The organism is Chitinophaga filiformis, from assembly GCF_900102545.1.
Lineage (GTDB): Bacteria > Bacteroidota > Bacteroidia > Chitinophagales > Chitinophagaceae > Chitinophaga > Chitinophaga filiformis.
This window is the reverse complement of the sequence record NZ_FNBN01000011.1, coordinates 210,490-223,569: the sequence shown is the minus strand read 5'-3', so window position 1 is coordinate 223,569 and position 13,080 is coordinate 210,490. Positions and strand designations below refer to the sequence as shown.

General features: G+C 44.5%; 10 protein-coding genes. 3 read left to right on the top strand and 7 right to left on the bottom strand.

Annotation, left to right across the window (positions count from 1 at the left end):
- On the top strand, positions 1-234 hold a 234-nt coding region (locus tag BLR32_RS30695; RefSeq protein WP_143011643.1), incomplete at its 5' end, for an integrase core domain-containing protein.
- A 313-nt stretch (positions 235-547) separates the two neighbouring features.
- Complete coding sequence (locus BLR32_RS30690) at positions 548-1,081, top strand: hypothetical protein (protein WP_245705563.1); 534 nt, start codon at positions 548-550, stop codon at positions 1,079-1,081.
- Positions 1,082-1,112: 31 nt separating this feature from the next.
- On the opposite strand, the gene BLR32_RS30685 is transcribed toward BLR32_RS30690, so the two are convergent.
- Positions 1,113-1,475, bottom strand: a complete 363-nt coding sequence (locus tag BLR32_RS30685) for a DUF2200 domain-containing protein (RefSeq protein WP_089837940.1) — start codon at positions 1,473-1,475, stop codon at positions 1,113-1,115.
- A gap of 110 nt (positions 1,476-1,585) precedes the next feature.
- On the opposite strand from BLR32_RS30685, the gene BLR32_RS30680 reads away from it, so the two are divergent.
- Positions 1,586-2,107, top strand: a complete 522-nt coding sequence (locus tag BLR32_RS30680; RefSeq protein ID WP_143011652.1) for a hypothetical protein — start codon at positions 1,586-1,588, stop codon at positions 2,105-2,107.
- Positions 2,108-2,114: 7 nt separating this feature from the next.
- Here BLR32_RS30680 and BLR32_RS30675 read toward each other — a convergent pair whose 3' ends face one another.
- From BLR32_RS30675 to BLR32_RS30650, 6 genes are all read right to left on the bottom strand, one after another.
- A complete protein-coding gene (locus BLR32_RS30675; protein ID WP_089837913.1) occupies positions 2,115-3,017 on the bottom strand; it encodes a helix-turn-helix domain-containing protein in 903 nt (300 codons plus the stop codon).
- Positions 3,018-3,019: 2 nt separating this feature from the next.
- Positions 3,020-3,937, bottom strand: a complete 918-nt coding sequence (locus tag BLR32_RS30670; RefSeq protein ID WP_089837911.1) for an SDR family oxidoreductase — start codon at positions 3,935-3,937, stop codon at positions 3,020-3,022.
- A gap of 126 nt (positions 3,938-4,063) precedes the next feature.
- The gene (locus tag BLR32_RS30665) at positions 4,064-7,246 is read right to left on the bottom strand and encodes a reprolysin-like metallopeptidase (protein ID WP_089837909.1); all 3,183 of its coding nucleotides are present in this window, start codon (positions 7,244-7,246) and stop codon (positions 4,064-4,066) included.
- A 310-nt stretch (positions 7,247-7,556) separates the two neighbouring features.
- Positions 7,557-10,421: a M1 family metallopeptidase gene (locus BLR32_RS30660; RefSeq protein ID WP_089837907.1), complete on the bottom strand. Its 2,865-nt coding sequence runs from the start codon at positions 10,419-10,421 to the stop codon at positions 7,557-7,559.
- 146 nt (positions 10,422-10,567) lie between these two features.
- Positions 10,568-11,710 (bottom strand): helix-turn-helix domain-containing protein, encoded by a 1,143-nt coding sequence (locus BLR32_RS34730; protein WP_089837904.1) that lies wholly within the window; start codon positions 11,708-11,710, stop codon positions 10,568-10,570.
- A 50-nt stretch (positions 11,711-11,760) separates the two neighbouring features.
- A complete protein-coding gene (locus tag BLR32_RS30650) occupies positions 11,761-12,972 on the bottom strand; it encodes an FG-GAP repeat domain-containing protein (RefSeq protein ID WP_089837902.1) in 1,212 nt (403 codons plus the stop codon).
- Positions 12,973-13,080 lie beyond the last annotated feature (108 nt).

Genomic DNA, 13,080 nt, shown 5'->3' with positions numbered 1-13,080 from the left:
AAGTCAGAATTTGGTCTGGACCGGTTATTTAAAAACTATGAAACCGCGGCGGCTATAGTAACAGCGTCTATCCGCATCTACAATGAACAAAGGCCTCATGCAAGCTGCGACTACCTAACTCCAAATCAGGCACATACAAAACAAGGGGAATTAGTAAGGAGATGGCGAACGAAGAGAAAAGATAGTCCTGGATCAGGATTAACAGCTGATACTGTCAACCTGATCCAGGACTAAAATCTAAACAAAACAACCTTTTTAGGATTATCTTTTAATATTGTAAAATTCAAACGGATTATCTCATCAAAACTGTAAACCTATACCAGGACAAGACAGTTTGTACGAATTTACATCCTTATAAGATAGGGCAAATAGTAACTTCTATTTAGGCCGTAAAGGCTTGTTTTTCGTATCTTTGCATAGATACACAATGATGAGATTAATGGTCAAAAAAAGCCTCAGTATGCTTTGATGCATACAGTTCTATTTCATCTTTTATTATTCATCTTTAAATACTTTCAATATGGCTTATGTAAAACAAAACATATTCATGGACGGAGTGTCAGGAACTATTGAAGGAATGACGCTTCGTGTAAGAAAAGGAAAAACAGTTGTAACAGCCCGCTGTGGACCTGTAAAGACTCCGCCGACAAATCAACAGTTGGCTGCCCGGGAGAAATTCGAAGATGCTACGGCATATGCGAATGAAGTCATGACTGATCCAGTAAAAAGGCTGATGTATGCAGCTGTTGCAAAAAAATGGCAGACTGCACATAATACTGCCTTTCAGGACGCCGCCAAACCTCCTAAAATCGTACTTGTTGACACGGAAAAGTATAAAGGAGAGGAGGGGGATATTATCACTATTGCCGTTAAGGATGTTGTTCGTGTGGCAAGTGTAAAAGTCCGGATCCTGTCTGTCTCAGGAACTGAACTGGAACAGGGCGATGCTGTTCCAGGTAAGGGTATCTCATACTGGCATTATACAACTGCTGCCGTCAATCCGGCACTAAGGGGAACCCGTATCCTGATTATGGCAACTGATCTGCCGGGTAATGTTACGGAGGCAGAGAAAGTGATCTAGAAGCGTTCTGGTCGTCCGGCCGGGATGCTTCCTACGTACGTAAAATCTTCTCCATCTTCCTGCCCTTTGCCAGCTCATCCACTAACTTATCCAGATACCGGGCCTTCTGCGTTAAAGGATTCTCAATTTCCTCCACACGATAGCCACAGATCACTCCGGTAATGAGGCCCGCATTCGGGTTTAGGGACGCCCGTTCGAAAAACGTTTCAAAAGTTACTTTCTCCTGTATCAGTTCCTGCAGCTTTTTATCGTCGAAACCCGTTAACCATTCTATCACCTGATGTAGCTCCTCTTTTGTTCTGCCTTTCTTCTCCACTTTGGCGACATACATCGGATATACCGAGGCAAAGATCATGTTTGCAATACGCTGATTGTGTGTGTTAGAAGTCTCCATACCGTGTATTTTAGCGTTTATAGCCATATGAGGCACTTACAGATATTCCGGGGATGAAATATTATGATTTTATTAGCAATATTAACAAAAAGGATGATTATCTTCATATTATGATACGTGCACTCCTTTTTACCGCAATACTAATGTCGGCTATAGCTGCAAAAGCTCAGTCTCCTTTGTTTTCCGGGGGACTGGATTACACGCAACCAGTCTTCAGGAATACTAACCAGGCGACCGATACGAACTATCTTCGGAAGAAATGGTTTGTCACAAAGTATACAGGTATTTCCACTGGTTTTATTGCATATAAGGGAGGGAGTAGTAGTTTCCTGTCGGTTCCTTTGGCATTACAGGTCACCCGGCAACTTACCAATAACGTATATGCTTTCGGCAGCGTTTCAGCAACGCCTTATCTCATGCAATCCAATAGTGTATTCTATCAACCCGGGATTGACAAGAACAATGGTTTAATGCGAACTAACAATTTTGGTGTTTCCCCCGCCGCCAAAATAGGCTTAATGTATACGAACGACCAAAGGACATTTTCTATTTCCGGCAGCATCAGCGTAAGCAGAAGTAGTTATAATTATTATTCACCTGTTTATGCGCCACCCGCTTCTCACGTGCAGTAGACTAACATCATTGAAAAGATCTTCTGAACTCCACAGGCGAAAGATTCGTTTTTGTCTTAAATAACTTACTGAATGACTGTGGATGCTCAAATCCCAGCTGATACGCAATTTCACTTACTGATAGGGTAGTTGTTGACAATTGCTCCTTGGCCTTCTCGATCAGTTTCTGATGGATATGTTGTTGTGTATTCAGTCCTGTTAGCGCCTTCAGCATACTGCTTAGATAATCAGGCGAGACGTGTAGTGATTCCGCTATATATGCCACTGTTGGAAACCCCATTTCTTTTTCAAAGTAAGCCTGTAATATATCCTCCAATTGTCCTAATAACTGATGATTCGACATTCGCCTTGTCAGAAACTGCCGCTGATAGAATCGCTCTGAGTAGTTGAATAATGACTCCAGGTGCCCGATAATAATATTATGACTGAACTGGTCAATATTTCCCTGATACTCCTGTTCAATATTAGTGATGATTTGATTGACCGTTACTTCCTCTTTCTCCGACAGGAACAATGCCTCATTCACTGCATAATCAAAAAACTTATATTGCCTGATCTTCTTCGCCAGTGAGGTATTCCACAAAAAATCCGGATGTACCAGCAACATCCAGCCGGAAGGATGCTCGCCTATTGGCCCGTCCAGTTCGAAACCTATCAGTTGTCCGGGCGCCATAAAAGATAAGACCCCTTCATCAAAATCAAAATCCTGTTGTCCATACTTCACTTTAATCAGCCCGGAAAACCCCTTCTTCAATGCGATCATATAAAAATCCGGTACCAGCAATGAAGGTCCTTTCGGGACCTCCGTAATGCTGCTGATATTAATCACACTGATTAAAGGATGCAAAGCCTTCGGCAGTCCCCTCAGTTGCAGAAATTCAGTGATTGTCTTTACCCTGTATGGTTGCATGCTTAAATATACCTCTTTGCAAATTCCCTGGCAAAATCCTTTACCTTCACTTTCCCTAATACCGGCTTGTGGCGGTCATACTGCGCCAGTACAGTGCCATCATGAATGGCCGCCTGCATCTTCACCATACCGGCTGCCAATCCCTCCGGTAAACCAGCCATCTTATATCCCTGTAGCATCTGTTTATCTGTGATCCTAAGCCATTTCATCCAGGGCTTGCCGATTGCTGCTCCGAGAGCCGCAGCCGCTTCATTACAGGACAGTTCATCGCTTCCTACATATCTTATCTTTACACCTGTAACTGGTGACTCGAACTCCTCCACAGCCGCTGCAGCAATATCAGCAGGAGCTACCAGTACAATCCTGTCATCCCCGCCATAGTTCCCCAGCAACAAACCTCTTCTTCCGAACAATGCCCTGATCCCATAAGCTTGTAATCCCATCACCAACCCCATTAGTCCTTTCCCACGCATCAGATCCATCATCTGATAAAAGTTGGTATAAAAAATTGCAGGACGTAATTCAGATACATTTACATCCGCCAGTTGCTTATAGACTTCAGTCATACTATGTCCCGCTACTTCAGCTGCCCATCCGGTCAGCAATATCACCTTCCTGATACCGGCATGTTGAATAGCCTTTACATAGTTCGCGATGATCTGTTTCATATGCGCATCCTGATCTGCCACTGAAAAGTCAAATGGCGTCATACAATAAACAGCATCTGCTCCGGTAAAGGCAGCTATAACAAATTGCGTATCTGTCAGTGAACCGATTTGGGCCTTCGCACCTAATTGCTCAATCTCCACCTGTTTCGCTAGATTGCTACTAATAACGGTCACCGAATGGCCTTTCTTTATCAACGCTATACTAAGCGGCTTGCTGATGTTCCCTAAAGAACCTGTAACTACTATTTTCATGCTCCAAAGGTACCCGCACTTGTATAGCCGCATGTAATCAAATCCGGTCAGTTTGTAGCCAAATCCCAAAAAAAAGCCAGCACCTTTGCTGGTACTGGCTTTTCTATATTAGGGTTTGTATTGTCTTTATTGTTTAATGATCTTCGTCATGCTCACATCCTTTCCGCCATTCTTAACCCTTATCATATAAACACCTGCTGGCAATGCAGAAATATCAAACTGTGTTTTAACTCCGTTTGCCTCGCGACGTAATACCACACGACCATTCACATCAAACATACTCACTTCTGATTTTCCTTTGAAGCCTGTGAGGTCAACGTTCACGATGTTATTAACAGGGTTCGGGAATACAGCCACTTTTGGTACGTCGCCGGTATTAACATCACTTTCACGGCTGGCAGTACCTAACTGTACTCTCAATGTGTAACAAGATGTAGCACTATTAGCGCCGCTGTAACCATATACCTGTGCATAATAGGTACCCGGATTAACGGTTCTGCTGATACTTTCACTGGTAGTACCACCTGCCTGTGAAATATTGAGCTGTGAACCTGAGCTGTTCAGCAGTTTCAGGTCATAGTCGCCAGGCAATGTACCCAATGTAATAGTAATCGTGCCGCGGGTAGAGATCACGAACTTATAATGATCAATATCACCACTTGGGCTGATGAGGCCTGTAACATCCGTATTAAATGGAATGGTGGCAGCGCCGGAAGTTGTTCCATTGGTTGAATTATCCAATGTATTGGCACAACCTGATACGGTTAAAGTAGTGAATTGCGCAGTAGTATATGTACTGTTACCACTTGAACAGGTTGTTCTTACTCTCCAGTCATATAATGTGGCAGATGTTAATCCGCTCAGATTAGCAGATGTGGAAGTAGTACCGGTTACAGCATTGGTCCAGGTGGAAGATGAAGCAGGTTTATAATCCACATCATAGCTTGAAGCACCGCTCACGGCTGTCCAGCTAACAGTCGCTCCGGTAGATGTTACCGCTGAACTGGTTAAGCCAGCTGGCGCGTTACAGGTACCTCCTGTAGTAGTAAACTGTGCAGATGAATAAGCACTGCTACCGCTGGAGCAATTGGTTCTTATCCTGTAGTCATAAGTCGTTCCTAATGTAAGACCCGTTAAGCCCACAGACGTAGCAGTTGTTGCCGTTGCAGCATTGATCCAGGTGGAAGAGGAACTGGCTTTATAATCTACATCATATGATGTAGCGCCGCTTACTGCTGTCCATCCAACTGTAGCCGATGTATTGGTAATAGCGGAAGCAGTTAAACCAGCCGGAGAAGCACAGCCTGATCCTGCAGTGATAGTGAAGTTAGTATTGGAAATATCAAAGAAAATATTTCCTACAGCTTCTACTTTTATCCTCGCTGTTGTAGATGGTGTATTAGGAATCGTTACCACTTCACTGCCATCATTTGGAGTGCTTGCAACTAATGTGCTGAATGTAGTACCACCGTCTGTAGAGATGGAGATCTTTACGTTGGCACAACTAACAGGAGAGGCAGTTGTACTCGCCACGTTCCATGTGATGGTTTGTGATGAGTTACCAGCCCATGATACAGCTGTATTAGGAGCAGTCACGGAGAATGGTCCTGATGTATTGGTAACAGTTACCGTCATATCGGCAAAATTGGTCTGACCAATCGTTACTGGTGCTGTGGAGCTATAAGGAGCATTGTCCCTTACAGTCAAGCGGAAGTGTAAAGTTCTTGAAACAGAGCTTAAAGCTTCCGTATTAGCGCCTGCATCACCGCCTGACAAAGGACCTGATACTAAGCCGCCTGCAAGGATAGTCGCCATTTTAGGGAAATACCTTGTAGGTGAGGTAGATGGTGCAAATGAGATCCAGTTTGGCCCAGATGCTTTGGTGGCACTGGCAACACTGGCAGATCCTGTTTGTGATGATGACGCATTATCATTTTGCTCCCAGCAATAAGTCAGCACGTCGCCGGCATTAGCATCAGTAGCTGAACCAGTAAGTGCAAAAGGAGTACTGATAGGAATAGTGAAATTACCGCCGGCATTAACAACTGGTGTTGCGTTATTGGCAGATATGCTGGTAGTTACCGGGCAGGTCTTGCTTGTCAGATTAGACTGGATTTGTCCAATGGAAGCAGCATGATAGATATCAATAGAATGCGGCGCCAGGTCCTGGCTGGTAATACCGGCATAACCCATGATAGTAATACCTGAACCAGGTTCCACATTCACGCCTGTACCTTCATTGCTCATAGAGAAGGTATGGTTAGCCCCCAGCTGGTGTCCTACTTCATGCACTACATAGTCGATATCGAAATTATCGCCCTGAGGAATGTTATCAGCAGGAGAGGTGAAGCCACTTCCTTTTGAATTGTCGGTACAGATACAACCGATACAACCAGCGTTACCACCGCCGCCGGATGCGCCGAACAGGTGGCCGATATCATAATTCGCGGCACCAATCACAGAGTTCAATGTGTTTTGTAACTCGCTGTTCCATGCTCCACCTGCGCCTGTACTGGCTGCGGAATATGGGTCTGTTGACGGGTTATAATAGAACACGTTGGTAGTTGCTGCGATCAGGTTAAGGTGTATGGCGAGATCCTTTTCATACACGCCATTACAACGGGTAAGTGTGGCATTGACTGCCGCCAGTACCAATGAAACCTGTGAGGCGCTTGTAGCTCCGAAATAGTTGGAGTATTCAGCCGTCACTGATTGTGCCAGCCGCATTGTTTTAGCATCACCGGTCGACCGGGCATTAGGCAACTGATTACCTATGCTGGTTGCCAGTTTTTCCTCCGGGGTAAAGCATTTCCAGGGTAAAGTCTTCGGTTGTTTTTTGAAGACGGAATAAACAGTGTGGTCGGCAGAATAAGGTTCAATGAACTCATTTTCCCTTCCTGTGCGGAACACCATTGTTTGTATTCCCTGCGGAGAAATACTCAACTTTAATGTGGCAGTTTTGTCGGTAATACCTTTTCCTGAAAAGGCTCTTATTTCAGGAAATTTAGCCTGTAATGCAGGCTCGAAATTCGAAGCTTCTGTAATTTCGAATTGTTCAATTTGTCCGTCTGCGTTAGGCAGTGAGATAATAGTTGAATGCCCCGACACATTACCTACGGTTTTGAATACTTCATTCCGGAGAGGCGTGAAATTCAGGTCAAACAATTTGAAATTAGCGGGAAACGCAAGCCTGGATACGGCTTTGTCTGTAGCGATCCTGGCGCCTTCTGCGTGTGGCTGCCAGTAATTCTGGGCAAACGACATTGTACTAAGCAACAATGCTGCTGCAAGAAGTAAAACTTTGCTCATGTAATTAGGGTTTTATGGTGAGAATTCTTATCCCGATAAATGTAGTTTAAGTGACTGCGATCGTAATTGTATTGGTTGACAACACTCCTCATGCAGAGGCTATAACATATTTGATTTACACAGTTTGAGGAAGTGTGCAAATTAGCAATTTCATATATGGGCTGGCGATGGTGGTATATGAAATTGTTTAAGTTAATTTAGCGAAAAAAAATGACATTACAGCACATATTTTAGGTATTTGTCTAATGCGCCGGCTGCATAATAAAGTTGTTCTTCTTTATAATAACCGAAATGACCGGCAGCGGCCGATTTATACCTCCGCTACCTGTATGTAGAAATGATCCTCATCCACCTCAAAATCATCCTCTTTCATTTGCTTTAAGATGATCGTTTGCCAGGTGGTTGTTGGATAAATGAAACCAAATTGCTCAGGTGCAAGGGTTACCTTTACCGGCATCCTGAAGCCCGGCACGTCTGCCAGCCAGCGATATGTGAGCTGTAGATTATTCCCTTTTTCCTTCAGGGATATTTCCAGCTTTGGCAGGTTGGTGTATTTCAGATACTGTTCAAAGAACCATGTATAATCCTTCCCGGTACGGTGGGAGATATAGTTTACCAGGTCGTCAGACGAGAGTGTCTGATAACGGAAATGCTGCTGTATATCCTTTAATAGCGCAAACCACAGGGTATCATTATCCAGCACAGCGCGGAACGTGTTTAATAGCAGGCTTCCCTTGGTGTACATGTCGCCGATCTCGTAGTGTATGTGATTGACATTGTACACACCGGTTACAGGCTCGCGGTTATTTACCTGGTCCTTCTGGGCATTCAGATATGCCAGTCCCATAGCTTTATGGTCGCTGCATTCCATCATAATACTCTCCGCATAGGTGGCAAATGCCTCATGTATCCACATGTCGGCAATATCTTTACAGCTGATCGCATTGCCCCACCATTCGTGTGCAGATTCATGCCAGAGCAGGGGAGTATAGTCCAGGCGCATACCCTCTTTGATCTTTCCTATACACACGCTGCTTTGATGCTCCATAGGGTAAGGGCTTTCCAATAATGTGAAGCCATCACGTGGGAATGGATATTTTCCAAAATGTTGTTCAAAGCATGCCAGCATGGGCTTTACCTGTGCAAACATAGTTTTGGCACGTTCCAGGTTATAAGGCATCGCATAATAGTCCAGTGTCAGTGTATCCTGACCGCTGATATACACGTCTTTGAAATTAGCATATTTACCTATACAAAAGGTGGCGTTATAGTTATTGATCGGGTAGGTCACCAGCCATTCATACCGGGTTTTATCATTGCCTATAGGCGTTTTCTTTTGCAGGCGACCATTGGATATTTCTGTGAAGCCGTTGGGTATAGTGATCCAGATACGCATGCTATCAGGTTCATCAGACAGATGATCTTTATTGGGCCACCATAAGCTGGCGCCGGAGCCCTGACATACTACCTGTGCCCAGGGATTGCCTTCTTCGTCCTTGTCCCATAATACACCGCCGTGCATAGGAATTTTGAGGTCAGGTACCTGCGGTATTCCATCGTAGTACACGGTTATCGTTTCTTCACTGCCTGCAGACAATGTACGGGGGAACCGGACAAATACGGCATCCTCCTCGCGGGTGAAGGATAGTGGCTGGTCCCCATACAGGATCTTTTGGATGCGCATATTGGCGTACAGGTCTATCTGCATCAGGCTGAATGGGGTTACTACTTTGAAACGGATCTTGTTACTGCCCGCTATAGATTTATTTTCGAGGTTGACGTCCACGTCCAGGTGATAGAAACTGACATCGTAACACGAACGAAGCGGCGATAACATGCCACGCAGCGTATCAGCCCGGGTAAAACCGTTCTGACGATTGGAGACATGTATTACTTTAACAGCCGGTTGAACAGTATCCTTCTTTTGTTTCACAGAGTCCTGCATTACAGGCAGGAGGATGTTGTAATTTTCCCAGAAGGCAGGGTCATAGTTATTCCCTATTTCATTGTTCATAGACGACTTGTCGCTGCTAACGCCTGTAGCAAAGCGTTGTAAATTATCTTTGTTCACATCGGTAATCAGCAGATAAAAATCACCGGACCAGGGAACATCCTTCATACCCCGTTTTTTACTGTTCAAGAGGAAATCCCAGTGACGCTGTACCGTACTCAGATAAGTCTTATTACCGTATTTCTTGTAGGTGATCACCATCGAAATGTTTGTAAAGTCGAAGCTGGCCTTTACGATCTTAGACATGATGGCATAGCCGATACCACCTTTCTGATGACTGTTCAGATAGTCATTCCCGGCCGGGGTTGTCTGCATCTCACACCTTACCAGTGCCATGGTCGCTTCGTCAACATATATCTTTGCCCGTACCAGCGCCTTGCGGCTGTCTTCTTTGGGGTGCAGACTTAGTACCAGGAGATTACGATCGCCTTCCCTGACGGTTTCTGTATAGTCGCAGGTATAATACCGGAAATTGCGTTCATTCAGTATATTATGCTTTGCGTCAAGGTATTTCTGTAAGTCTTCGTTCAGGGAGGAGTAAGCCGTATTCGTAATATTACCGATCCAATTATACAACTGAGGATCTTTACTCCAATCCACCTTCTTTCTGCGACCTTTGAGAATGTGGATCTGGTCTTTATAATCCCGGCCGGTGCGGTATGTTTTGTAAATATCCAGTACGGATTCATTGAAATTGATCGTATCTGCTTCAAGACGGATATTTTCCCTGTAGAAGGCGGTCAGTCTTACATCGGCTGTATCATAATTGTCGGGTATACTGCTGATCATTTGTTTCAGGATACCGAGACCGCTGCGCACATTTACAGCTACTACCGGGAGCAGGTAGACAGAAGGTTCCATCCGGATCTCTATATCCTGTAAGTTTCCCTGAGGCAGGGGCATGGTAATCGTCTTATAACCGATACAGGAAATCAGCAGGGTATCTCCCCAGAACTTCTCCGCTATTTTAAAAATGAACTTTCCCGCTGTATTGGCGACTGTACCAATGCTGCCATTTTTTAACTGGACATTCGCATAAATAACGGGTTGATGACTACCGGCATCGGTCACGTTACCGGAAAGCGTTAAGAATTTCTCCTGGGCATGGACCTGGTTGGTGGTCAGTACCAGCAATAACAAACAAAAGCTCAAGTAATGTTTCATCTCCTTTTTTCTGGTAAAGCAAGCTATTTCAGGCGGTTATATCTACTCAAATCCGGAATTGAATAACATTTTCCTATTCATTTTCCGGTTTTGATTCCTGGGTTACGGGGCTCTCGGGCTACAAACATAGCTTGCCCGACGCTGAGCTAATGCCGGGAATCGTCCTGTATTGTCCCGGCGTGCCGGGTTATATATTCCCTGGGCGACATACCGGTATGACTTCGGAAGGCACGTTGGAAAGTTGCCTGTGAGTTAAAGCCGGCATCAAATGCCATAGCCAGGATGGTCATATTGTCCTGCTGGAGCTGCCGGATATTTTGCTTAAATGCCTCTACCCGGTACCCATTTACAAACTCGTTGAAGCTTTTTTGAAAGTGTTGGTTCAGTACCAATGAAATAGTTTTCTGGGGTAAGCCGGTATGCTTTGATAAAAAGGCAAGGTTCAATTCCGGATCCAGGTATAAACGGTCCTGTTCCATTGCTTTTTTCAGTAGTGGTTCAGCTTCCTCTATCAATTTCATGGACGGAGGCGTCGTAACTTTTCTTGCAGCAGGTGCTTCTTCCGGTGTAATCAGATAACCTTTTATCCCTAGACAGTAAATCAGGACTACCAGGGGAATATATACAGGGTACCAGTCGACCGTATTCAGCACTTTATCCGTTAGTGATGGTATCACATAAGGTACCAGGTAGATAAACCATATAATCTGAAAAACAAGGAATAGACGGATAAACTGGCGCATCCACTGGTAGTGAGGACTTTTCTCCGTGTTTGCCGCAGCGAGGTATCTGGCGGATAGCCAGAGATAGATTGTAACAGATGCCCAGCGGGGAATGTCGGCATATACATTATAGTCGTCTATAAAACGTCCAATGGTATCAGGGGGCGGTACTGAAAAGTCTAGCAACGCCGCTGCAAAATATATTACAACGCTGAGCTGGTGACCGCAATCTATTATTACTGGTAAAAAGTGTAACCGCTGCTTCCGGGTGATGCTGAAGGAGGGATCTATAGTGCTTTTGACATAGAAATATAACAGCGGGCCAACGGGCATAATAATCACCAGCGGAATGAGATTGCCCAGCAGGTTCAGAAGGGGATTGTTGGTGAACCAGGGGGATTCAAAGAGGTACAGGTTAAGACAAGCCAGGGCTATGAGTAGTATGAGTATGCCCAGCAGGCGATTGGGGCGGGAGCGTTTCTTTGAGAAGAGGAGAAGTGTGCTCATAATAGCGCCCTGTAGAAAGCCCAGAAGGATGAGGATGTGGAAGAATTCAGCAAAGGTCATAGCCGGGGAATTTGGGTTTTAAAGATAAGTGTTAAAACCCACTTGTCATTTCATTTCCGATTCTTTGGTTTGATATTGCCAAAGTATAGAACATTCCTGGCGTCTGAGCGGGCAACGGCGATGTCGGGTGTTCCGTCTTCATTGAAATCGCCAATTGCAAAACCGTACACAGTGCCTTTTGAGTCACCAAACGAAACTGGTTTGAAGTGCTGCCCGGTCCCGTCATTAAAAAATATTGTTGACGGCGCCTCTATGTGGCCTACAATGATATCAGGTTTTTGGTCATTATTCAGGTCAGCTATTGTCAGTGCATATGGGACAATTTTTGCATCGGCTAAAGAAATACCTGCTGAGAAGCTTTGATCTTTTTGACCAAAATAGAGATTTACTCCTTTGTTCTCGTCTACTGTTACAATGTCAAGCAAACTGTCTCCATTAAAATCTGCTGCTGCTGCCACACGGATGGTAGCGTCGGCCGGGCCAAATGGAATGCGACGACTATCTGAATACGCGATATCCGGACCGATGTTGGGACCGCCAGGATAAATGTAACTCTGGCCACTGTCGCGATGTGGTACAATAAGATCAACAACACCATCTTTATTAAAATCAGCAGGAGATATTGTTGTGGCAGGATAAGGTGCAAATGAGATGCAATCAGCGTTAAACTGTCCTTTCCCGTTGTTTAAGCAGATATCATTTGACGTTTTGCCCAAATCACCTCTGTTTGCCAGAATGATATCCGGAAACCCATCAGCATTAATATCAGCGATCGATAAGTTTCGGGTAGGCCATTCAGAGAGCCCAAATTCAGACCCGATTGTAAAATTGCCTTTCCCGTCATTCAAATAAACCAGCTTCCGATCAGGATTATCATTGCTAACAGCAATATCCAGGAAACCATCGCCATTAAAATCAGCCAGGGCGCCGGTATATGAGCGGTCTGATATATTGCTGAGGTTATAAGCTTTCCGTATTCTGCCTGATCCATCACCGAGAAGAATCCTGTCAACAATAGGCCAATGTCTTCCCTTGATCAACAGAATATCAAGATGACCATCGCCATCGAGATCGCCAAGACTTACATTTGCCGTTGTATCAGATCTCGCTTCCAGCAGTAAAGCATGATCGAAGTTTGGGAAACTGGTAATATGCTTTTCCTCCTTTTCCTGCTTATGATTTGAAACAGCACTGTTCTTCTGAGCAAGAACGCCCTGGGTTATCGTGCTTACAATGCATACAATAAAAAGGTAAGTTTTCATGGCAGCTAAAACTATCGTTTTGTAATTTCAATTTAAGCCGAAAGGTGTTTAAAGTTACGATCAGAAAGCTGATTTTGAATACAATATTTTAAGTTTACCAGAAAACGT